Source organism: Actinomadura sp., assembly GCF_044508335.1.
Taxonomy (GTDB): Bacteria; Actinomycetota; Actinomycetes; order Streptosporangiales; family Streptosporangiaceae; genus Spirillospora.
Window position 1 is genome coordinate 61,748 of sequence record NZ_JBIQHY010000018.1, and the last position, 22,485, is coordinate 84,232.

20 protein-coding genes and 1 pseudogene are annotated in these 22,485 nt (G+C 72.5%); 15 read left to right on the top strand and 6 right to left on the bottom strand.

The window, feature by feature from the left end; translation table 11 throughout:
• Positions 1-6 precede the first annotated feature (6 nt).
• Positions 7-1,197, bottom strand: a complete 1,191-nt coding sequence (locus ACIWVC_RS09910; RefSeq protein WP_396445247.1) for an ABC transporter substrate-binding protein — start codon at positions 1,195-1,197, stop codon at positions 7-9.
• Positions 1,198-1,420: 223 nt separating this feature from the next.
• Between ACIWVC_RS09910 and ACIWVC_RS09915 the strand changes: the two genes are divergently transcribed.
• From ACIWVC_RS09915 to ACIWVC_RS09980, 14 genes are all read left to right on the top strand, one after another.
• The gene (locus ACIWVC_RS09915; RefSeq protein WP_396445246.1) at positions 1,421-2,206 is read left to right on the top strand and encodes a FadR/GntR family transcriptional regulator; all 786 of its coding nucleotides are present in this window, start codon (positions 1,421-1,423) and stop codon (positions 2,204-2,206) included.
• On the top strand, positions 2,206-3,087 hold the full coding sequence (locus ACIWVC_RS09920) for an LLM class F420-dependent oxidoreductase (protein ID WP_396445245.1): 882 nt from the start codon (positions 2,206-2,208) through the stop codon (positions 3,085-3,087). The genes ACIWVC_RS09915 and ACIWVC_RS09920 overlap by 1 nt, the downstream gene beginning before the upstream one ends.
• Before the next feature lie 36 nt (positions 3,088-3,123).
• On the top strand, positions 3,124-3,591 hold the full coding sequence (locus ACIWVC_RS09925) for a VOC family protein (RefSeq protein WP_396445244.1): 468 nt from the start codon (positions 3,124-3,126) through the stop codon (positions 3,589-3,591).
• A 7-nt stretch (positions 3,592-3,598) separates the two neighbouring features.
• The gene (locus ACIWVC_RS09930) at positions 3,599-3,967 is read left to right on the top strand and encodes a cupin domain-containing protein (protein WP_396445243.1); all 369 of its coding nucleotides are present in this window, start codon (positions 3,599-3,601) and stop codon (positions 3,965-3,967) included.
• On the top strand, positions 3,964-5,451 hold the full coding sequence (locus ACIWVC_RS09935) for an aldehyde dehydrogenase family protein (RefSeq protein ID WP_396445242.1): 1,488 nt from the start codon (positions 3,964-3,966) through the stop codon (positions 5,449-5,451). Before ACIWVC_RS09930 ends, ACIWVC_RS09935 begins: the two co-directional genes overlap by 4 nt.
• A 28-nt stretch (positions 5,452-5,479) precedes the next feature.
• On the top strand, positions 5,480-6,634 hold the full coding sequence (locus tag ACIWVC_RS09940) for a mandelate racemase/muconate lactonizing enzyme family protein (protein ID WP_396445241.1): 1,155 nt from the start codon (positions 5,480-5,482) through the stop codon (positions 6,632-6,634).
• Entirely contained in the window at positions 6,631-7,788 is a 1,158-nt protein-coding gene (locus ACIWVC_RS09945; protein WP_396445240.1) for an acetyl-CoA acetyltransferase, read from the top strand. Before ACIWVC_RS09940 ends, ACIWVC_RS09945 begins: the two co-directional genes overlap by 4 nt.
• Positions 7,785-8,222 (top strand): Zn-ribbon domain-containing OB-fold protein, encoded by a 438-nt coding sequence (locus ACIWVC_RS09950; protein ID WP_396445239.1) that lies wholly within the window; start codon positions 7,785-7,787, stop codon positions 8,220-8,222. Before ACIWVC_RS09945 ends, ACIWVC_RS09950 begins: the two co-directional genes overlap by 4 nt.
• Before the next feature lie 137 nt (positions 8,223-8,359).
• Positions 8,360-9,073, top strand: a complete 714-nt coding sequence (locus ACIWVC_RS09955) for a FadR/GntR family transcriptional regulator (RefSeq protein ID WP_396445238.1) — start codon at positions 8,360-8,362, stop codon at positions 9,071-9,073.
• 61 nt (positions 9,074-9,134) lie between these two features.
• Positions 9,135-9,869 carry a TIGR02206 family membrane protein gene (locus ACIWVC_RS09960; protein WP_396445237.1) on the top strand — a complete coding sequence of 245 codons (735 nt, stop codon included), beginning with the start codon at positions 9,135-9,137 and terminating at the stop codon, positions 9,867-9,869.
• Between the two features lie 114 nt (positions 9,870-9,983).
• Positions 9,984-10,955 (top strand): ABC transporter permease, encoded by a 972-nt coding sequence (locus tag ACIWVC_RS09965; protein WP_396445236.1) that lies wholly within the window; start codon positions 9,984-9,986, stop codon positions 10,953-10,955.
• Positions 10,952-11,746 (top strand): ABC transporter permease, encoded by a 795-nt coding sequence (locus ACIWVC_RS09970; RefSeq protein ID WP_396445235.1) that lies wholly within the window; start codon positions 10,952-10,954, stop codon positions 11,744-11,746. The genes ACIWVC_RS09965 and ACIWVC_RS09970 overlap by 4 nt, the downstream gene beginning before the upstream one ends.
• Positions 11,743-13,500 (top strand): dipeptide ABC transporter ATP-binding protein, encoded by a 1,758-nt coding sequence (locus tag ACIWVC_RS09975; RefSeq protein WP_396445234.1) that lies wholly within the window; start codon positions 11,743-11,745, stop codon positions 13,498-13,500. The genes ACIWVC_RS09970 and ACIWVC_RS09975 overlap by 4 nt, the downstream gene beginning before the upstream one ends.
• The gene (locus ACIWVC_RS09980) at positions 13,497-15,164 is read left to right on the top strand and encodes an ABC transporter family substrate-binding protein (RefSeq protein ID WP_396445233.1); all 1,668 of its coding nucleotides are present in this window, start codon (positions 13,497-13,499) and stop codon (positions 15,162-15,164) included. The genes ACIWVC_RS09975 and ACIWVC_RS09980 overlap by 4 nt, the downstream gene beginning before the upstream one ends.
• 10 nt (positions 15,165-15,174) lie before the next feature.
• Here the strand turns inward: ACIWVC_RS09980 and ACIWVC_RS09985 are convergent, their stop codons facing one another.
• From ACIWVC_RS09985 to aceB, 5 genes are all read right to left on the bottom strand, one after another.
• A complete protein-coding gene (locus ACIWVC_RS09985; protein WP_396445232.1) occupies positions 15,175-15,897 on the bottom strand; it encodes a hypothetical protein in 723 nt (240 codons plus the stop codon).
• Between the two features lie 122 nt (positions 15,898-16,019).
• Positions 16,020-17,306: a (Fe-S)-binding protein gene (locus ACIWVC_RS09990; protein ID WP_396445231.1), complete on the bottom strand. Its 1,287-nt coding sequence runs from the start codon at positions 17,304-17,306 to the stop codon at positions 16,020-16,022.
• On the bottom strand, positions 17,306-18,502 hold the full coding sequence (locus ACIWVC_RS09995) for an FAD-binding oxidoreductase (protein WP_396445230.1): 1,197 nt from the start codon (positions 18,500-18,502) through the stop codon (positions 17,306-17,308). Before ACIWVC_RS09995 ends, ACIWVC_RS09990 begins: the two co-directional genes overlap by 1 nt.
• Complete coding sequence (locus ACIWVC_RS10000) at positions 18,502-19,950, bottom strand: FAD-linked oxidase C-terminal domain-containing protein (protein WP_396445229.1); 1,449 nt, start codon at positions 19,948-19,950, stop codon at positions 18,502-18,504. Before ACIWVC_RS10000 ends, ACIWVC_RS09995 begins: the two co-directional genes overlap by 1 nt.
• A gap of 162 nt (positions 19,951-20,112) precedes the next feature.
• On the bottom strand, positions 20,113-21,720 hold the full coding sequence (aceB, locus tag ACIWVC_RS10005; protein WP_396445228.1) for a malate synthase A: 1,608 nt from the start codon (positions 21,718-21,720) through the stop codon (positions 20,113-20,115).
• Between the two features lie 230 nt (positions 21,721-21,950).
• Between aceB and ACIWVC_RS10010 the strand changes: the two are divergent.
• A pseudogene (locus ACIWVC_RS10010) lies at positions 21,951-22,485 on the top strand (GTPase HflX); the annotation flags it as partial.

Below are 22,485 nucleotides of genomic sequence, written 5' to 3' on the forward strand. Positions count from 1 at the left end.
CGGCTCTCACGACATCTCGCCGGCGACGGAGTGCTGCAGCGAACCCGACTTCTGGACCACCGTGTAGTAGTAGGTGGGCGCGTCCGCGTATCCCGTCTCCGGATCGAAGCTCAGGGTCCCCCAGGGGGCGTCGACCTTGGTGGCGCGGATCGTCCGCGCGAGCTCCCGGCCGTCGGTGGCGTGCTCCCCGGCGGCCTCGACGGCCGCCAGCAGCACGCTGCCGCTGGCCCAGGCGCCCGCGGTGAAGTGGCTCGGCACGAACTGGCCGCCGGCGGCCTTCATCGTGTCGATGAACCGCTTGTTCTCGGGGTTGTCCAGGGTGGAGGAGTAGTAGAAGCCCGCGCCGACGCCCACCGCCGAGGGGCCGATCTGCTTGAGGACGAGCTCGGTGACGAGCGGGCCGTGGCCGATGAGCGGCATGCGCTTCTTCACGCCGAACTTGTCGTACTGCTGCACGAAGCGCACCGCGTCCGCGCCGGCGAAACCGGCGAAGGTCACGTCGGCGTCCGGCAGCCGGGCCAGGTAGGAGGCGAAGTCCGCCGTGCCGAGCGGGGTGAGCACCCGTTCGACGATCTTCCCGCCCGCTTCGGTGAAGCTCTTCTCGAAGGCGTCCGCGACCTCGTGGCCGTAGGCGAAGTCGCTGGCGACGATGACGGCCGTGCGGTGCCCGAGCTCCTCGGCGGCGTAGGTTCCGAGCTTTCCGGCGTCGTGCCCCGCCGTCGGCGCCGCGACCGCGGCGGTCTTGAACTTCTTGAGCCCGTCGGGGTTGGGGATCGGCCCGAGCTGCGGGATTCCCCGCTCCGCGAGGATCGGTCCCACCGCGAGGGTGGCGGCGCCGGTCGCGCAGCAGACGACCGCCGAGACGCCGTCCTGGTCGAGCAGCTTGCCGGCCTTGGAGACCGCGACGGCCGGATCGGTCGCCTCGTCCTCGAAGACCAGCTCCACGGCGCGGTCGCCCGCGCGCCCCTGCGCGAGCTGGAGGCGGGCCTTCAGCGCGGCCTCCATCGGCTTGCCGTACAGCCCGAACGTGCCCGTGTAGGGCAGCAGCACGCCGATCTTCACCGGCTTGTCCGACGAGTCCTCCCCGGACACCGCGGCCCCCCCGCAGCCGGCCAGACCGAGGACGGCGACGGAGGCCACGGCGACCGCGGTGATCCCGGAGTTTCCGACGCTGAACCGCCGAGGTGACTTGGACATCGATGTCGCCCTTCGCTCATGGGGAGCTGAGATGTCATACAACGTGGGTCGTCATACAACTCCCTCTTTCGGTGCCTGTCAACGGTTGACTTGTCAGATCTCTAGTCGTAACGTCACGGTCGTTATGGACGAGAGACGCCACCAGAACTCCGGCAGCACCGCTGGTGAAGCCGTACAGGCGCGCCAACGGCGCGATTCCGCCGACGGCGGCGGAAGTCATCAGATGACTCCCGCGCTGCTGCGCGACCGCCCCGAAACCGGCCGGGTCGCCGAGCGGGTGGTCCGCGACATCTGGTCCTACATCGAGGCCAATGGTCTGACGACCGGGTCGAAGCTGCCTCCGGAACGGGTGTTCATGGAGCTGTTCGGGGTCGGCCGGTCCTCGCTGCGGGAGGCGCTGCGCGTGCTCTCCACCCTCGGCGTGATCGACGTCCGGCACGGCAACGGGATGTACGTCGCGACCCCGCCGCCCATCCAGCAGGCCAGCCCCGCCGCGATCTTCGACGCCACGGAGAAGAACGCCCTGCGCAACCTGGTCGAGACCAGGCTCGGCATCGAGCTCGCCGCCGTCACCGCGGCCACCGCGCGCGCGACCGACGACGACTTCGCCGGCCTCCACGCGATGCTCGACGATCAGCAGGCCAGGCTCCGGATCGACCCGGACTTCGCCTGGGAGCCCCTCGGCTTCGAACTCGCCGTCGTGGAGATCAGCGGCAACACCTGGCTCTACGAGGTGGAGCTCATGCTGCGCGATTCGTGGCTGGCGCTCTCCACGGGGCTGAGGGCCTCGGTCGGACGCCACGAGGAGTGGCTGACCGAGCACCGCGCGATCGTCGCGTCCATGCGCTCCCGCAACGTCGTGCAGGCCCAGCGCCTGGTCATGGCGCACCTGAACCTGGAGCGGTTCGAGGAGGACCTCGCGTCGTCCTCGGAGACCCCCGACCAGCAGATCCAGGAACGACACACCCCACGCGGCCACCTCGGCCAAGTCACGGAGAGGCACCCCTGATGAAGTTCGGACTGAGGCTGCCCGGCGCGGGACCCTACGCCGGCCCCGAGGCCATCGTCGCCTTCGCGCAGAAGGCGGAGGAGCTGGGCTTCGACTCGCTCTGGATGACCGACCACATCGCCCTGCCGGTCGACGTGGAGTCGCGCTACCCCTACACCAAGGACGGCAAGTTCTTCTGGCCCCCGGAGACGCCCTACTTCGACACCATCCTGACCCTCGCCTGGGCTTCGGCCGCGACCACGACCATCAAGGTGGGCACCTCGGTGCTGATCGCCGGATGGCACCACCCGGTCAACACGGCGAAGGCGCTCGCCACCCTCGACGTGCTGAACGGCGGCCGCACCATCTGCGCGGTGGGGACGGGCTGGATGCGCGAGCAGTTCGAGATCCTCGGCTCCCCCTTCGAGACCCGCGGCTCCAGGACCACCGAGTACCTGAAGCTGCTGCGCCACCTGTGGACCGAGGACCTCATCGACTTCCAGGGCGAGCACTTCCAGTTCTCCGGCTTCAAGTTCTACCCCAAGCCCGTGGGCGAGCGGTCGATCCCGCTGTGGTGCGGAGGCAAGAGCACCGGCGTGCTCAAGCGGGTCGCGGCCGCGGCGGACGGGTGGCACCCGCTCTACATCGCCCCCGACGAACTGGAGCGCAAGCTGGCGGAGCTCGACGGGTACCTCGCCGAGCACGGCCGCACGCGCTCCGACATCACGCTCTCGGCCCGCCCGGTCAGCCAGGCCACCCTGGACAAGGACACGGTCGATCACTACGCCGGGCTCGGGGTCGAGCTCCTGATCGCCGACACGTCGTTCAAGCACGACACGCTGCAGAGCGTCCTCGACGAGGTCGAGCAGCTCGCCGACCAGCTCATGCCGCTCGCCGGCTGACCGCCCGCGGCCGACCGCCCCCAAGGGAGAGAGACCATGCTGAACAGGCTGTTCCACATCGCCATCAACTCCACGGACCTGGAACGCTCCGTCGCCTTCTACCGGAAGCTGGGCTTCCAGGTCCTCCAGGACAGGACGGTCAAGAACGACCAGGTGAAGCAGGCGTTCGCCGTCCCGTCCGGCGACCTCCGCTTCGTCCACCTGCGCCTCGGAGACGACGCCGACGCGACGCTCCTCGACATCGTCCAGTGGTTCGATCCCGCGACGCTGGACACCGGCGCCGAACCGGTACAGCAGCACCAGCGCGGCCTCACCCGCTTCGCGGTGCTCACCGACGACGCCCAGGCGGTGTACGACGCCCTGTCGGAGGACGGCGTGGAGTTCCTGACCAAGCCGACCTCGGTGATGACGCCGGAAGGCGGCTGGAAGATCTGCCTGGCGAAGGACCCCGACGGGGTCGTCGTGCAGGTGACCGAGCTCCTGCCCGCTCCGAACGGCGGGTGAGCGGGCGGTGACCGGTTCCGCACGAGAACCCGCCGTCATCGCATGGAGCGGCCTGGCCGAGCACAACCCGCTGCCCGGCATCACCGGCTCGGTCCACCTCGGCGAGCGGCTGTCCGCCGCGGTCTTCCGGCTGGCGGCCGGCGCGGTCGTGCCGCTGCACGCCCACGGGAACGAGGAGTTCGGCCAGGTCCTCAGCGGCAGCCTGACGCTGGAGACCGGGGGGCGGCGGTCGGCCGTCGCCGCCGGGGACGGCTTCCTGATCCCCGGCGAGGTCCCGCACGCGGCGGTGGCCGGGCCGCACGGCTGCCTCCTGCTCGAATGCTACGCGCCGGCGCGCGACCCGTTCCCGCCGGCCGACCCGGGGAGCACACCATGAGCACTTCAACGGACGAGACCCCCGCGAACCTGGCCACCTACGGGCTCTACATCGACGGGTCCTGGAGCGAGAGCTCCTCCGGCCGGACGCTCGAACGCACGAGCCCGACCGACGGCCGCCTCGTCGGCCGGTACGCCCGGGGCGGCCGGGAGGACGTCGACCGCGCGGTCGCCGCCGCGCGCAGGGCCTTCGACGAGGGGCCATGGCCGAGCCTCGCCGCCCCGAAACGCGCCGCCGTCATGCGGGCCGCGGCCGACCTGCTCCGCGAGCGCGCGCCCGCCATCGGCCGGCGGATCAGCCTGGAGCTCGGCAAGCCCATCACCATGGCCCGCAACGAGGTCGTGCTCACCGCGGAGGTCTTCGACTACTACGCCGCCCTCGCCCTGGACCAGCGCGGCGACCTGGTCTCCCGGCACACCGACGCGGCCCTCGGGCTGGTGCTCAAGGAGCCCGTCGGCGTGGTCGGGATGATCACGCCCTGGAACTTCCCGCTCCTGCTGCTGTCGTGGAAGGTCGCCCCCGCGCTGGCCGCGGGCTGCACGATGGTCGCCAAGCCCGCGAGCCTGACGCCGGGCAGTACCCTCGACCTGGCCGAGGTCCTGGCGGACGCGGGCGTGCCGGCCGGCGTCTACAACGTCGTCACGGGCGGCGGCGGCGAGGTGGGCACGGCGCTCACCGAGCACCCCGGCGTCGACAAGATCGCCTTCACCGGGTCGACCGAGGTCGGCCAGACCGTCATGCGGTCCGCCGTCGGCACCGTCAAGCGCGTGAGCATGGAGCTCGGCGGGAAGTCGCCCAACATCGTCTTCGCCGACGCCGACCTGGACCAGGCCGTCCGCGGCGCCTACTGGGGCATCTTCCTGAACACCGGCCAGGCCTGCCAGGCCGGAAGCAGGCTGCTGGTCCAGCGCCCGATCCACGACGAGTTCGTGGCGCGGCTCTCCGAACTGGCGCGGACCAGCCGGATCGGCGACCCGCTCGACGAGCGGACCCAGATCGGCCCGCTGGTCGACGAGAACCAGGTCGAGACCGTGCTGCGCTACATCGAACTCGGCCTCCGGAGCGGCGCCGAGCTGGTCGCGGGCGGCGGCCGGGTCGGCGGGGAGCTCGCCGGCGGCCTGTTCGTGGAACCGACGATCTTCGACGACGTGGCGCCCGGGCACGCCGTGGCGCGCGAGGAGATCTTCGGCCCGGTGCTCGCCGTCACCCCGTTCGACACCCGCGACGACGCGGTCCGGCTCGCCAACGACTCGCGGTACGGGCTGGCCGCCGCCGTGTGGACCAGGGATCTCGACACCGCGCTGAGGACGGCCGGGAAGCTGCGCGCCGGGACGGTGTGGGTCAACGCCTACCACGACGCCGGGCTGCCGTTCTGCATGCCCATGGGCGGCTACAAGGCCAGCGGCGTCGGCCGCGAACTCGGTCGCGAGGGCCTCGCCCAGTACTTCGAGACCAAGTCAGTCCACCTCCGCCTCGGAGCCTGATCCGAGCACTCGCCTGACCGGAGACAACGTGCAAGCCACCGCAGCGCCCAGCAACGTCAGCGCCGACGACCTCATCATCGAGGCGGTCGAGGTCATCCCCGTCCGCGTCCCGCTCGCGAAGAAGTACCAGGGATCGAACTACTCCATGACCAACCGGTGCACGATCGTGACCCGGGTCCACACCCGCAACGGGCTGGTCAGCGAGGTCTACAACGGCGACACCGACGCCGAGCAGGCGGTGATCGTGGACATCATCCGCAACGAGATCGTCCCGCATCTGCTCGGGCGGACGGCGCTGAGCACCGAGGCGTGCTGGGAGGCGATGCTCCCGCCCACCTACGACATCCTGCGGGACCGGTCACTGGCCCTGCAGGCCGTCGCGTGCGTCGACTCCGCCCTGTGGGACCTGGTCGGCAAGGCGCTGGGCGTGCCGCTGTTCCGGCTGTGGGGCGGGTACCGCGACCGGTTGCCGGCGATCTGCATCGGCGGGTACTACACCGACGACGACGCCGACATCGCGCGCCAGATCGAGTGGTACCGCGAGCTCGGGTTCGCCGGATGCAAGTTCAAGGTCGGGCGGCTGAGCCCGGCCGAGGACGCCCATCGCACCCGCCTCGCGCGCAAGGCGGGCGGCGACGACTTCGTGCTCATGGTCGACGCCAACCAGGGCTACACCCGGCAGAAGGCGATCGAGTTCGCCCGCCTCACCGAGGACCTCGGCCTGCGCTGGTTCGAGGAGCCGGTGCGCTGGCTGAACGACCGCCTCTCCATGCGCGACGTCCGCCTGACGACCGGCGTCCGCGTCACCGCCGGGCAGAGCGAGAGCACCCGCGCGGGGCTGCGCGACCTGATCAGCGCGGGCGCCGTGGACGCGTGCAACGCGGACGCGAGCTGGATCGGCGGGCCCAGCGAATGGCGCCGGGTCGCCGCGCTGGCGTCGATGTACGAGGTGGAGATGGCGCACCACGAGGAGCCGCAGGTCTCCGCCCACCTGCTCGCCTCGATCCCGCACGGCACCTATCTGGAGACCTTCGACCCGGACCGCGACCCGATCTTCTGGAACCTGATCGCGAACCGGACGCCCTTCGCCGACGGGCACTACGCGGTGCCCGAGGGCCCCGGCTTCGGGCTCGAGCTGGACTGGGACTACATCGGCCGGTACCGGTCCGAGCCGGCGTCATGAGCACCGGTGTGGCCGTCGTCGGCGCGGCCGAGTCCGACGCCATCGGCGTGGTCCCCGACCGGTCCGCCCTCCAGCTGCACGCGGAGGCGGCGGCGAACGCCCTGGCCCACGCCGGCCTCGCCCTCACCGACGTCGACGCGCTGTTCACCTGCGGGTTGGACTTCATGCCGTCGCTGATGGTGGCGGAGTACCTCGGGCTCCGCCCCCGCTACTCCAGCAGTCAGTCGATCGGCGGCTCCTCGTTCGTGGCCCACCTCCACGAGGCGGTCCGGGCGATCCAGGCCGGGGCCTGCGAGGTCGCCCTGATCACGCACGGCGAGACGCGACGGTCGAACCGCAAGCGCGGGGTGCAGACGCGCCCGCAGCACTTCGACCCCTGGCTCCCGGACTGGCAGTGGGAGCGCCCGTACGGCGTGGACGGGCCGCCGAGCGCCTACGCCCTGGCGGCCCGCCGCCACATGCACCAGTACGGGACCACCACGCGCCACTTCGCGGAACTCGCGGTGTCGACGCGCGCCTGGGCCGTCCGCAACCCCCGGGCGTACTACCGGAAACCGTTGACGGTGGAGGAGATCCTGGCGACCCCGTACTTCGTCTACCCGTTTCGTCCCACCGACATCTGCCTGGTCACCGACGCGGGCGGCGCCGTCGTCCTCACCTCCGCCGCCCGAGCCCGGGACCTCGGGGTCCCCGTCGTCGAGGTCCTCGGCTCGGCGGTCGCCCACACGCACTACGGAGTGAGCCAGATGCCCGACCTGACGGTGAGCCCGGCGGCGCTGTCCGGGCCCGCCGCGTTCGCCGAGGCCGGGCTGGGCCCGGAGGACGTCGACGTGGCCGAGCTCTACGACTCCTTCACCTACACCGCGATGGTGCAGCTGGAGGATCTCGGGTTCTGCGGCAAGGGGGAGAGCGGCGACTTCGTGTCGGGCGGGCGGACGGCGCCGGGCGGGGAGTTCCCGCTGAACACCAGCGGCGGCGGCCTCTCCTACACCCACCCGGGGATGTTCGGGATGTTCCTTCTCATCGAGGCCGTCCGGCAGCTGCGGGGCGAGGCCGGCGACCGGCAGGTGGAGAGCCCCGAGGTCGCCCTGGTGAACGGCATCGGCGGATACCTGTCCAGCAGCGCGACCGCGATCCTCGGGGTGGCCCGATGACGCCGGACGGAGCGACTCTGGACGGAGCGGGCCTGGACCCCGTCGTGTCACCCGGCCCGGAAGGGCTCCCGTTCTGGGAGGGCCTGCGGCGCGGAGTCCTTCTGCTGCCCCGCTGCGAGGCGTGCCGGACGTTCTTCTTCTACCCGCGGGCCCTGTGCCCCTCCTGCGGGTCGCGGCGCCTCACATGGGAGGAGAGCAGCGGCCGCGGGACGCTGTACACCTTCTGCATGCACTTCCGGTCCCAGGTGCCCGGGCTCCAGAGCGCGACGCCGTTCGCCACGTGCCTGGTCGACCTCGCCGAGGGCCCGCGCGTCATGGGCTATCTGCTGGGGGTGCCCGAGGACCCCGAGCTGATCGAGTGCGGGGTCCCCGTCCGCAGGACCCCGCTGGAGACCCCGGGAGGCCAGTGCCTGCTGGCGTTCCGGCCGGTCTGACGGCCGCGTGGGACGGCCGCCCCGGGGGCCTGCCGGGCAGGTTGCGAGAGGCAGGCCGGACTCCTACTGTCATGGCTGACATGAACGAGCCCGGCACCGAACCCGCAGGGGCCCGCCGCCCGAGAGGGAAGGGCCGGGTGGCTGAACGCGTCGTCGAGGAACTGCGCGCGTACATCGCCGACAACGACCTGCGGCCCGGCGACCGGCTGCCTCCCGAGCGCGTCTTCATGGAGCTGCTCTCCGTCAGCCGGTCGTCCTTGCGCGAGGCGGTGCGCGTCCTCTCCGCGATGGGCTGCATCGAGGTGGTGCACGGCGACGGCATGTACGTCACCGCGAACTCCGCTGACGGCGAGACCGGCAAGGCGATGTTCGACACCCATGAGGAGCACGCTCTCCGCAACCTCGTCGAGACCAGGCTGGGCGTGGAACTGGCGGCGGTCACCGCCCTGACCCGACGCGGCACCGCCGCCGACTTCGACGCCCTCGCGGCGATGCTCGACGAGCAGGGAGCGAAGCTGCGGGAGGACGGCTCCTTCGTCTGGGAGCCGCTCGCCTTCGAGCTCGCCATCGCGTCGATGTCCGGCAACACGTGGCTCTGCGAGATCGAGGAGCGGCTGCGCGACGCCTGGGTCAGGCTCTCCTCGGGCTTGAAGGCGACCGTCGGCCGGCACGGCGAATGGCATGCCGAGCACCTGGCGATCCTCGCGAGCATGCGCAGCGGCAACGTCGCCCAGGCGCAGCGGCTCGTCATGGCCCATCTGAGCCTTGAGCGTTTCGAGAGCGACCTCGCGAGGCGGTCCCGGGCCGGCCGCTCACCGGGCAGGCGCAAGACCGCCGGCGGGGATCGCTGAGCCGGCCGCGGGCCCGGCGACGGCCCGCGCGCGGCCCGTCCCGCGCGGTTAGCATGATCAGGTGCTGCTGACCGCCGACGGCCGGTTCACGCCGTACGGGCCGTCGCACTGGGCGGCGCTCGGGCTGTTCGCGGCCGGCTGCGCCGTGCTGGTGCCGCTCGGGCGCGCGCAGCGCGCGGGGCCGGGGGAACCCGGGGACCGGGCGCGCGGCTTCGGTCAGGCGTACGCGCTGGCGATCGTGTACGTGGTGATCGGGACCAAGGCGTACACGCTGCTCCCCGGGCGGTGGAGCATCGGCGGGTCGCTGCCGCTGCAGCTGAGCGACCTGGCCTGGGCGGCGTCCGCCGGCGCGCTCTGGACCCTGGGCCGGCGCTGGTTCGCGCTGACGTACTACTGGGGGCTCACCCTGGCGGTGCAGGCCCTGCTCACACCGGCGCTGCACGGCCCCGACTACCCGGGCATCGGCTATCTGGGCTTCTTCGGGAGGCATCTGCTGGTCCTGTGGGCCGCCGTGTACCTGACCTGGGGGCTGGGGATGCGCCCGGACTGGGGCGGCTACCGCTTCGCAGTCGCCGCGACCGCGCTGTGGGCCGCCGCCGCGTTCGCCTTCAACCTGGTCGCCGGGACCAACTACGGCTTCCTCCGGGCCAAGCCCGGCACCGGCTCGGTGCTGGACCTGTTGGGCCCCTGGCCGTGGTACGTGCCGGCCGAGATCGTGATCGTCATGCTCGGCTGGGCCCTGATCACCTGGCCGTGGACCCGTGCGGGCACCGGTGGCGAGCGGCCCGCCCGCTGACGGGGACGACGGCCGGAGGGGCGTCGTCCTCCGACTCCTGTGATTTTCCTACGCGTTGTGTGATCGATCGGTAGCATTCCGTGCTCTGTGCCGAGTGGTCCGGGAGGTGGGGCGTTGGCGGGGTTCCTGCTGCGGCGGCTGGTGAGCCGGGGAGTGCTGGTGGTCGTCGCCGGGAGTCTCGCCTATCTGCTGGCCGCCGCCGCGCTCGATCCGCGCGCCGGCTTCGAGGCACGCGTGCCGCGTCCGCCGGACGCCGTGATCGATGCCCGGCTCAGCGCCCTCAACCTCGACGACCGGACGCCTCTGGCCGAGCGGTTCCTCGTGTGGGGCGGGGGCGTCGTGCGCGGCGACTTCGGCAGGACGCGGGAGGGGGAGCCCGTCAACGCCGAGTTATGGCGGCGGCTGGGGGTGAGTCTCCGGCTGGTGGTTCCCGGCGGTGTCGCCGGGAGCGTGCTGGGGGTCCTGCTCGGCGCGTACGCGGCGACCAGGCGCGGGCGGGGAGCGGACAGGTTCATCACGGGCGGGGCCTGCGTGCTCTTGGCCGTCCCCGTGTTCGTCCTGGCGGTGCTGTTGCAGACGGCCGCGGCGGCGGTGAACGACGCCATGGGCGTGCGGGTCTTCGTGTGGGTCGGGGAAGGCGAGTCCGCGGGGATCGCCGGCCAGGTGCGGCATGCGGTGCTTCCCACGGCCACGATCGCGCTGCTGCAACTCGCCGTCTACGCCCGCTACCAGCGGGGCCTCATGCTGGACGTCCTGCACGCCGATTTCGTGCGGACGGCGCGGGCCAAGGGGCTCCGGCGGCGGACGGCGCTGCTGCGGCACGGCCTGCGCACCGCGCTCGTGCCGATGGCCGCGTACTTCGCCTACGCGGCCGGGCCGCTGGTCATCGGCGGGATGCTCACCGAGAAGGTCTTCGGGTGGCACGGGATGGGCGAGTGGCTCGCCGACTCGATCGACCGCGGGGACGTCAACGCGGTCGCCGCGATCGACTGCGTCGCCGCCTGCGCGGTGCTGCCGGCGGGTCTGGTCTCGGACGTCCTGAACGGCCTCCTCGACCCGCGGGTCCGGCCGGGGGCGGCGGCGTGACGCGGCGGGGCGCCGCCGGGTCCGTGCTGCTCGCCGCGGTGGTCGCGCTGGCCTTCGCCGGGCCGCTCGTGTCGCCGTGGAGCTGGGACGAGACGGACTTCACGGCCTTCGGGCAGGGCCCGTCCGGGCGGCACTGGCTCGGCACGACGCAGAGCGGGCGGGACGTGTTCGCCCTCACGCTGCGCGGGGCGCAGAAGTCGCTGGTGATCGGCCTGCTCGCGGCCCTGCTCTCGTCCGGGCTCGCCGCCGTCGCCGGCACCGTCGCGGGATTCGCGGGCGGGCCGCTCGACCGCGCCCTCATGTGGGGCGCCGATCTCCTGCTGGTGCTGCCGCCGCTGCTCGTCGTCGCGGTCCTGGCGCCGGGCGGGGGATGGCCGCTGCTCGCGCCGCTCCTCGCCGCGTTCATGTGGATGCTCCCCGCCAGGGCGGTGCGGGCGTCGACGCTGTCGGTGCGCGAGCGCGGGCACGTGCTCGCCGCCCGGTTCCTGGGGGTGCCGGCGCCGCGCGTGCTCGTCCGGCACGTCCTGCCGCAGGTCGCCTCGCTGCTGGTCGCGGACGCGAGCCTGGCCGCCGGCGCCGCGATCGCGGCGGAGGGCGGGCTATCGTTCCTCGGCCTCGGGGTCCGTCCGCCGGACGTGTCGCTGGGCGCGCTCATCGCGGACGGCCGGGGCGCGGCGGCGACGTGGCCGTCCGGGGCCGCCGCCGGGCTGCTCGCGCTGATCGTCCTCGCGGTCAACCTGCTCGGCGACGGGCTGCGGGACGCCCTCGATCCGCTGCGGGGCGGGCGGTGACGGTGCTGGAGGTCGCCGGCCTGTCGGTCGTTCACGCGGGCGGCGTGCGCGCCGTGCGAGGGGTGAGCTTCGCGGTCGGGGCGGGGGAGGTCCTCGGGATCGTCGGGGAGTCCGGGGCCGGGAAGACCGCCGCCGCGCTCGCCGTGATGGGGCTCCTCCCGGACGGCGCCGAGGTGACGGGATCGGTGCGGCTGCGCGGTGCGGAGCTGATCGGACGCTCCGACGCCGAACTCTCCCGCGTGCGCGGCAGGGACCTCGCGATGGTGTTCCAGGAGCCCGCGCTCACGCCCGTGCACACCGTGGGCGACCAGATCGCCGAGGCCGTCCGCGTCCACTCCGGAGCCGCGCGGGCGGCGGCGCGTGCGCGGGCGGTGGAGCTGCTCGGCCTGGTGGGGATCGCGGCGCGGCGGGCGCGCGCCTACCCGCACGAGTTCTCCGGCGGGATGCTGCGGCGCGTGATGATCGCCATGGCCATCGCCAACGCGCCGGCAGTGATCTTGGCGGACGAGCCGACCGCGGGGCTGGACGTGACGGTCCGGGCGCAGATCCTGGACGTGCTCCGGGGCGCGCGGGAGGCGACCGGCGCCGCCATCGTGCTGATCAGCCACGACCTCGGCGTCGTCGAAGGCTTCGCCGATCGCGTGACGGTGATGCGCGAGGGGCGGGTCGTCGAGAGCGGGCCGGTAGAGCGGGTCTACCGGGAGCCGCGCGCGGCCTGCACGGCCGAGCTGCTGAGGTCTGTTCCTCGCGTGGACGGCACAGCCCCGTCCCGGCCTCGGCCCGAGCGTCCTGTCGCGCTGCGGGTGGACGGTCTTGCCAGGCACTACCCGGTCGTCAAGGGGACGCTCGTGCGCCGCCGGCTCGGGACGGTGCGCGCCGTGGACGGCATCGGATTCGACGTCCGGGAGGGCGAGACCCTCGCGCTCGTCGGCGAGTCCGGGTGCGGGAAGACGACCGCCCTGATGGAGATCCTGCGTCTGTCGCGGCCGCAGAGGGGACGAGTGGTCGTCCTCGGCCAGGACACGGCGTCTCTGAACGCGGCCCGGCGGAAGGCCCTGCGGCGCGACGTCCAGGTCGTCTTCCAGGACCCGGGCGCGTCGCTCAACCCGCGGATGCGCGTGGCCGCCATCATCGCCGAGCCCCTGACCGCGCACGGGTTCCCGTCCTCGCTGATCGAAAGCCGCGTGAAGGAGTCGCTGGAGCTGGTGGGCTTGGAGAGCGAGCACGCCCGGCGTTTCCCGCACGCGCTCTCGGGCGGGCAGAGGCAGCGCGCGGCCATCGCCAGAGCGCTCGCCTTGGAACCGCGTCTGCTCCTGCTGGACGAACCCGTGTCCGCTTTGGACGTGTCCGTGCAGGCGAGCGTGATGGCCCTGCTGGAGAGCCTCCGCGACCGCCTCGGCCTGGCGTATCTGCTCGTCGCCCATGACCTGGCCGTCGTCCACCGCATCGCCGACCGGGTCGCCGTCATGTACATGGGCCGGATCGTCGAACTGGGACCGACGCCCGACGTGTACCGGGCACCGGCCCACCCCTACACGCGTGCGCTGTTGCGGCGCGTCCGCCTGCGTGGAGACCCGCCGGACCCGATGTCACCGCTCACCGGATGCCGTTTCCGATTCCGGTGCCCCCGCTACGCCGTGCTCGCGAAGGAGGACGCCCGCCTGTGCGACGAACAGGACCCGAAGCCATGGGGAGGCGCGGACCGGTCGGTCGCCTGCCACCATCCCCTCGTCGGGGCGGAGGCCCGGCAGTGAAGCGGACGCTCGGCGCGGCCCTCCTGGCCGCCGTGCTGCTGAGCGGATGCGGTGACCTGGAACAGCGAGGCGACGCGTCCGGACGGCTGCCGGCCTCGGACGTCAATCCCACCCCGCGCGGCCGGATCGCGGGCGGCGGGACGCTCCGCTGGGCGCTGCCGGAGTTCCCGTCCCAGTGGAACTTCAACCACGTCGACGGCGCCAAGGGCGCGGTGGAGCACGTCATCCAGGGCGTCCTGCCGTACCTGATGCGCGCCGATGAGAGATCCGTCCCGCATCCCGTCCCGGAGTACCTGGAATCGGCCGCGCTGAAGCGCACCGGGCACGGCCAGACCGTCACCTACAGGCTCAACCCGCGGGCCAGATGGTCCGACGGCCGCCCGCTCGGATACGCCGATTTCGCAGCCCAGGCCCGTGCGCTGTCCGGACGCGACCCGCGCTACGAGGTGTCCACCGTCTCCGGCTACCGCCTGATCGAGCACGTCGAGCGGGGCGCCCTGCCGAACGAGGTGAAGGTGACGTTCGCCCGGACGTACGCCGACTGGCGGAGCCTGTTCAGCCCGCTCTACCCGGCCGCCGCGTACGCCTCCCCGCGCGAGTTCAACACCGGCTGGCTGAACCGGCTGCCCGTCACGGCGGGACCGTTCAAGGCCCAGCGGCTCGACCGCACCGGCAAGACCGTCACGCTGGTGCGCGACCCGGCCTGGTGGGGCGCGCCCGCGAAGCTCGACCGCATCGTCTACCGGGCGATGGACACCAGCGCGATGCCAGGCGCGTTCGCCAACCACGAGATCGACCTCATGGACATCGGGCTGGACGCGGGCGCGATGCGGCGCCTCCAGGACGTCCCCGGCGCCGACATACGCCGTGCCGGCGGGCCCGACTGGCGGCACTTCACCTTCAACGCCGCCGGACCGATCCTGTCGGACGTCCGCGTGCGGCGCGCGGTCATGCTCGGCATCGACCGCCGGGTGATCGCGCGATCCGACCTCTCCGGGCTCGGCGTCCCCGTCCGGACGCTCGGCAACCACTTCTACGTCAACACCCAGGACGGTTACCGCGACAACTCGGATGCGCTCGGAACCTACGACCCGGCACGCGCGGAGCGACTCCTCGACGAGGCGGGGTGGCGGCGACGCGGCGAGTACCGCGCCAAGGCCGGGCGGACGCTCGCACTGCGGTTCGTGATCCCGTCCGGAGTCCCGGTGAGCAAGCGCGAAGCGGAACTGGCCCGTGCGCTGCTCGCACGTATCGGCGTCCGGATCGACATCAGGCCCGTCCCGGCCGACGACGCCCTCGACACCTACGTCACGCGGGGCGGCTTCGACATCGTCCCGTTCTCGTGGCTGGGCACCTCGTTCCCGGTCTCGCCCATGAGAGCGGTGTTCGCGCGGCCGCGTGGAGGCGCCGTCCAGCAGAACTACTCCCGCACGGGAACGGCCGCCATAGACACGGCGATGGACCGGGCGATCGCGGAGATCGACCCGGAGAGGATTCACGTCCTTGTGAACAGGGCGGACCGGCTCATCTGGCGCCAGGCGTCGGTGCTGCCGCTGTACCAGCGTCCGCAGCTCGTCGCCGTGCGCGCCGACCTGGCCAACATGGGCGCCTGCGGCTTCCTCGAACCCGCCTACCAGGACATCGGCTTCACCCGCCGCCCCTAGCCCGCGCCGGTCAGGGGAAGGCGAGCCGGATGCCCTTGCGGTCGCTGGTGTAGCGGGCGTTCCACACGTACAGCCGAAGGTCGTCGGCGGAGAGGCCGGCGTTGACCGGTAGGTCGGAGGCGATCCGCACGACGTAGGAGGCGCCGCCGGGCATCATCTTGCTGCCGTTGTCGTCGACCGGCGGCTTCGACCCGTCGATCCGGGCGGTGATCCTGCTGTGGTTCGGCAGCGTGCACATGTCGCCGGGGATGCCCGCCTGCGGCATGCACCGCTCCCGCGCCGCCTTCGGCACCTGCGCCTTCGGCATGAACAGGTCGGCGGGGAAGTCCAGCAGGACGGCCCGGCGCTGGGTGTTGGTGAGGATGTAGTCGGCGTAGGCGTACGTCGTCCCGGACGGCGGCGCCTTCGTGGCGCCGAGCGGCTGCCGGCCGGTGCCGGCGCGGACGGCGGCCAGGCTGTAGCCGTAGCCCTCGGGGGTCGTGAAGTTCACCGGCGGGCCCGCGTCCGGCGAGGGGACGGTGGAGCCGGGGCGGGCGCCGTCGCCCTGGCTCGCCAGCGTCGGCTGGGACGCCTCCCCGGCGCCGTCGGCGCCCGGGCGCAGGACGACGATGCCCGCGGCGATCGCGGCGATCCCCACGGCGCCGGTGACGGCCCCGGCGAGGCCGAGCCTTCCCGCGCTCGTCTTCCTTCTTCGGCGGTGCGAACGGTACGGCTGGTAGGTGCTGTTGGACATGATGGTGCGTGCTCCCTCGTGCCTGCTCCAGGCTAAGTAAGCGCGTCCTATCGAGTTGGGTCGGCAACGGCGGCTGGACACGATACCGGACGCCCGGATCGGCGGTGGTCCGGGCGCGCGGCCTACGAACGGCGCGCGACGAGGGCGTCGCGGCCGAGACCCCGCAGGGAGGCGTCCAGCACCTGCGCGGTGTGCGCGACCGCGATGCCGGCGCCGCGCCGGCGCAGCGCTGTGGCGATCTGCATCGAGCAGCCGGGGTTGGCGGCGACCAGTAGTTCGGCTCCGGTGGCGTCCACGTTCACCGCCTTGCGGTCGCCGAGTTCGCCGGCGGCCTCCGGCTGGAACAGGTTATATGTTCCGGCCGAGCCGCAGCAGACGTCGGGTTCGGCGATCTCCCGCACGGTCAGCCCGGGAATGGCGGCCAGCAGCGCGCGGGGCTGGCGGCGCACGCCCTGGGCGTGGGCGAGGTGGCAGGCGTCGTGGTAGGCGACCGTGACCGGAAGTGGCCTCCGTTCCGCGCGGGGCCCGAGTTCCACGAGGTACTCGGCGAAGTCCCTGGTCTTCGCCGAGAGCGCCTTCGCGCGCTCCGCCCAGGCGGGGTCGCCGGCGAGCAGCGCCTCGTACTCCTTCATCGCGGACCCGCAGCCCGCCGAGTTGACCACGATGACGTCGACGTCCTCGAACGCCTCGATCGTCCGGCGGGCGAACGCGCGGGCCTCCTCGGCGCGCCCCGAGTGCAGGGACAGCGCCCCGCAGCACCCCTGGCCGCGGGGGATGACGACGTCGCAGCCCTCAAGGGCCAGGACGCGGGCCGTGGCGGCGTTGACGCCGGGGAAGAACTCGCCCTGCACGCAGCCGGTCAGCATCCCGACCGCGGCGCGGCGCCCGCCGCGCGCGGCGACCCGCTCCGGCAGCCTCGGCGCCCTGCCGAGCGGCGGCGCGAGCCGTTCCATCGCGGCGATCGACGGGGACAGGCGCTCCAGGATCCCGCTGCGCCGGACGAGGCGCTCCAGCCCCGACTTCTGGTAGGCGCGCAGGGGGCCGCGCAGCGCGCGCAGCCTCCGCTTGTACGGGAACAGCTGGAAGACCAGCTCCCTGACGGCCCGCTCCTTCAGCGGACGGGGATGTTCGCTCTCCACCTCGGCGCGGGTGTGCTCGATGAGACGGTCGTACTGGACGCCGGACGGGCAGGACGTCACGCACGCCATGCATCCGAGGCAGCGGTCGAAGTGCTCGACCATCGGCTCGCTGAGGGGTGCGCCCTCCACATGCTGCTGCATGAGGTGGATGCGGCCCCTGGGGGAGTCCATCTCCTCGCCCCACAGCACGTACGTCGGGCACGTGGGCAGGCAGAAACCGCAGTGGACGCAGTCGTTGAGGAGATCCGGGAGGTCGTCCTGGGTGCTCATCAGATACCTCCCACGAAGCGGCCGGGGGACAGCCGGTGATCAGGGTCGAACTGGTCCTTGACGCGCCGCATCAGCGCGAGCGCCGGAACCGGCCCCCACAGGTCGATCTCGCCGCGCACCCCTTCCGGGGCGTAGCGGACGACGGCATGGCCGCGGTGGCGGCCCAGCACGTCCCTCAGCCGGCCCAGGAGATCGGCGACCTCCTGCGCGGTCATCCCCGCGTCGAGGCCGACGTGCCCGTGGCCGCTGCCGCTCCATGTGACCGGGGTGCCGGGACCGAGCAACGTGAGGACGTCGCGGAGCGAAGGCGGCGGTGCGCTGATGTCGATGAGCGTGGTGCCGTCGGGATAGCGTCCCCAGCCGTCCGGTGCGGTATCGGAGATCCCGGCGGTCTCGCCGAGGAGTTCCGCGGTCTGCCCGGCGCGCGCGGCGACGCCGTCCGGCACGCCTTCCAGGAGCACGGAAACCGTGCTCGGCCCGATGTACTCGACGGCGCTGGGCGCCACGGGGGAGTGGAGGACGCTCTGCACGGCGTCGTGCGCCTGCTCCGGGCCGTCCACGGCGCACGTCACGTACGCGGTCGCCGCGGGGATCGGGTGCAGGCGGAACGTCGCCTCCACGATCAGCCCCAGGGTGCCGAACGAGCCGGAGAACAGCCGGCCCAGGTCGTATCCGGCGACGTTCTTGACGACCTTGCCGCCCGACCGCGCGACCTGGCCGTCCGCCCGGACGATCGTGAGCCCGATGACCAGGTTCCGCGGCGTCCCGTACATCGTGCGGAGCGGGCCGGCGGCGCCGGTCGCGATCGTCCCGCCGACCGTCGAGCCCGGCAGCGGCACGTCCAGGGCGAGGCGCTGGCCGCGTTCCGCGAGCCGTTCGCCGAGCCGCTCCATGGGGAGCCCGGCCTCGGCCTTGGCGACGAGGTCGCCCGCCGTGTGCTCGACGAGCCTGTCCAGCCGGTGGGTGTCGATCAGCAGGTCGCAGCGCTGCGGGGGCGTCCCCCAGTCGAGGCGGGTCTCGGCCCCGCGCGGGACGACCGCGAGCCCCTTCTCGGTGGCGACGCGCATGACGTCGGCGGCCTCGGTCAGGTCCTTCGGCGCGGCGACGAGCGCGGGCTCGACGCCCAGCACGCCCTCCGCGGGCTCGCCGGGGCGTACGTCGGCGCAGACCTTCGCCAGTGCGTCCAGGGGGCGCATCAGAAGATGTCCGCCTTTCCTTCGTACGGGTGCGGGCCCTTGCGCGTGCCGGGCACCTCGCCGCACAGCCGCGGCGTGGGGAAGACCTTGCCCGGGTTGCACAGACCCGCCGGGTCGAACCCGCAGCGGACCATCTGCATCGTGTCCAGGTCGGCGTCGGTGAACATGCGCGGCATGTACCGGGCCTTGTCGACGCCCACGCCGTGCTCGCCGGTGATGGAGCCGCCGTGCTGGATGCACAGGTCGAGGATCGCTCCCGACACGGTCTCGGCGCGCTCCTCGGCGCCCTCCTCCGCGTCGTCGAACAGCACCAGCGGATGCAGGTTCCCGTCGCCCGCGTGGAACACGTTCGCGACCCGCACGCCCGACTCGGCCGACAGCGCGTCGATGCCCGCCAGCACCTCCGGCAGCACCGTCCGCGGGATCACGCCGTCCTGGACGAGGTAGGCGGGGCTGATCCGGCCGACCGCCGCGAACGCGGACTTGCGGCCCTTCCAGATCAGCGCGCGCTCCTCGTCGTCGGCGGCGATCCGGATCTCGAACGCGCCCGCGTCCCGGCACAGCCGCTCCACCTCGGCGAACTGCGCGGCGACCTCGGCCTCCGGGCCGTCCAGCTCCACGATCAGCACCGACCCGGCGCCCGCCGGGTACTCGCAGCGCACCGCCGCCTCGGCCGCCTCGATCGCGAGGGCGTCCATCATCTCGATCGCCGCCGGGACGACGCCCGCCCCGATGATCGCCGACACCGCGGTGCCGCCCGCCTCGATCGAGTCGAACGCCGCCAGCAGCGTCTGCACCGTCTCCGGCACCCGCGTCAGCCGCACCGTGACCTTGGTGGTGATGCCGAGCGTGCCCTCCGCGCCGACGAACACGCCGAGCAGGTCGTAGCCGGGCGCGTCCGCCGCCAGCTCCACCAGCTCGCCGTCCGGTGTGACGACCTCGCAGGCCAGCACGTGGTGCGCGGTGAACCCGTACTTCAGGCAGTGCGCGCCGCCGGAGTTCTCCGCGACGTTCCCGCCGACCGAGCAGATCTGCTGGCTGGACGGGTCGGGCGCGAAGTAGTACCCGTACGGCCGGACGGCCCGCGTCACGTCCAGGTTGATCACGCCGGGCTCCACTACGGCGCGCTGCCCGGGGATGTCGATCTCCAGGATCCGGCGCATCCGGGCGGTGACGATCAGCACGCCGTCGGCGCGGGGGAGCGCCCCGCCGGACAGCCCGGTCCCCGACCCGCGCGCCACGTACGGCACGCCCGCCGCCGCGCACTCCCGCACGATCGCCGCGATCTGCTCGGCCGTGTCGGGCAGCACGACGATCCCGGGCGTGCACCGGTGGTTGGTGAGGCCGTCGCACTCGTAGGTGCGCAGCCGCACCGGATCGGTGATCACCCGTTCCGGCCCGACGATCCCGCCGAGCCGCGGTGCGAGCCCTGTGAGCATGGATTCCATCACTACCACCATCCTCCGCCCCCGCGACCCCCGCAAGATCCGGCCGGCCCCGCCGCGGGGCCCGCGGCGCGCCGCGGTGCGCGGGATGCGCCGCGGCGGCCGATGAGGTGCCCCGGCGGCCCGGCGGCCGAGGCCGGGCCGCCGGGGCGGCGCCTTACGCGATCACGGGAACCGCTGGTAGGCCGGGGTGGTGAGGAACTCCGAGTACTCGTCCGCCAGGGTGACCTCCTTGAAGAGGGCCACGGCCTCGTTGTAGCGGGGCTCGTTGTACGCCTCGCCGAGCTCGGCGCGGATCTTGCCGAGCTCCTCGTCCAGGAGCTGCTCGACCCACTCCTTGGTGATCTTCCTGCCCTCGGCGGTGGAGACGCCGTTGTAGATCCACTGCCACACCTGGGAGCGGGAGATCTCGGCCGTGGCCGCGTCCTCCATCAGGTTGTGGATCGCGACCGCGCCGGCGCCGTCCAGCCAGGTGGCGAGGTAGCGCAGCGCCACGTCGATGTTGTTGCGCAGGCCCGCCTCGGTGATCTCGCCCGGGGTGTCCTTGACGTTGAGCAGGTCGGCCGCGGTGACGTTGACGTCCTCGCGGAGCCGGTCGAGCTGGTTCGGCTTGTCGCCGAGGACGCCGTCGAACACCTCGCGGCAGACCGGGACCAGGTCGGGGTGGGCGACCCAGGAGCCGTCGAAGCCGTCGCCGGACTCGCGGGTCTTGTCGGCGCGGACCTTCTCCAGCGCGACCTTGTTGACCTCCTCGTCCCGGCGGGACGGGATGAACGCCGCCATGCCGCCGATCGCGTGCGCGCCGCGCTTGTGGCACGTCCGGACGAGCAGCTCGGTGTAGGCGCGCATGAACGGCGCGGTCATCGTGATGGCGTTGCGCTCCGGCAGGACGAACTCGGCGCCCCGGTCGCGGAACTTCTTGATGACGGAGAAGAGGTAGTCCCAGCGGCCGGCGTTCAGGCCCGCGGAGTGGTCGCGCAGCTCGTAGAGGATCTCCTCCATCTCGAACGCGGCGGGGATCGTCTCGATCAGGACGGTCGCGCGGATGGTGCCGCGCGGGATGCCCAGGTGGTCCTGGGCGAGGTTGAACGCGTCGTTCCAGAGCCGCGCCTCAAGGTGGCTCTCCATCTTCGGCAGGTAGTAGTACGGCCCCTTGCCCTTGGCCAGCTGGCGCCGCGCCGAGTGGAAGAAGTAGAGGCCGAAGTCGAACAGCGACCCGGACATGGGCTCGCCGTCGACGAGGAGGTGCTTCTCCTCCATGTGCCAGCCGCGCGGCCGCACGACGATGGTCGCGAGTTCCTCGTCGTCCTTGAGCGCGTAGGTCTTGCCGGTCTTCTCGTCGGTGAAGTCGATGGTGCGGTCGAGGGCGTCCCGCAGGTTCAGCTGGCCCTCGATCATGTTGTTCCACAGCGGCGTGTTGGCGTCCTCGAAGTCGGCCAGCCACACCTTCGCGCCCGAGTTGAGCGCGTTGATCGTCATCTTCCGGTCGGTCGGGCCGGTGATCTCGACGCGGCGGTCCACCAGGCCGGGCGCCGGGTCGGCGACGCGCCACGAGCCGTCCTCGCGGATGTGCGCGGTCTCGGGCAGGAAGTCCAGCGTCCCGCCCGCCGACAGCTCGCGCTGGCGCGCGGCGCGGGCCTCCAGCAGCTCCTTGCGGCGGGCGCCCAGCTCGCGCTGGAGGGCGGCGAGCAGGCCGAGCGCCTCGGGGGTCAGGATCTCCTCGTACCGATCGCCGAGGGGTCCGGTGACCTCGATGCCTTCCAGTCCAGCCATCTGCCTGCCCTTTCGTACGATTTCCGTATCGCGAAATTCGACTTCTGTTACGTGGAGACGGTACTCGGCACCGCGAGGCCCGGTCAAAGCGGGTACCGGTGCACCTCCCCGCGTGCGCTTACGTCAACCCAGAGCGGAAACCATGGGGATAACCGGGTGACCCGCGGGGAAGGTGCGTGAGACCATCGCCGGGAAGATACGGCCGCGAGGCGGCGTTGTACCGAGGACATATGACTCAACCTTTCTCTTCAGACCAGACAGACTTCGAGCTCCAGGACGAGTCCGAGTACGAGCCCATGACGGGTGAGCTCGACCTGGAGGACCGGCGGGCGCTGCGACGCGTCGCGGGTCTGTCCACCGAGCTGACCGACGTCACCGAGGTCGAGTACCGCGCGCTGCGCCTGGAGCGGGTCGTCCTCGTGGGCGTGTGGACGGACGGGACGGCCGAGGAGGCCGAGAACTCCCTGCGCGAACTGGCGCTGCTCGCCGAGACCGCGGGCTCGCAGGTGCTCGAGGGGCTCGTCCAGCGCCGGTCCCGCCCCGACCCGGCCACCTACATCGGCTCCGGCAAGGCCGCGGAGCTGCGCGACGTCGTGATCTCCACCAGCGCCGACACCGTCATCTGCGACGGCGAGCTGGCCCCGAGCCAGCTGCGGCACCTGGAGGAGACCGTCCAGGTCAAGGTCATCGACCGGACCGCGCTGATCCTGGACATCTTCGCCCAGCACGCCAAGAGCCGCGAGGGCAAGGCGCAGGTCGAGCTGG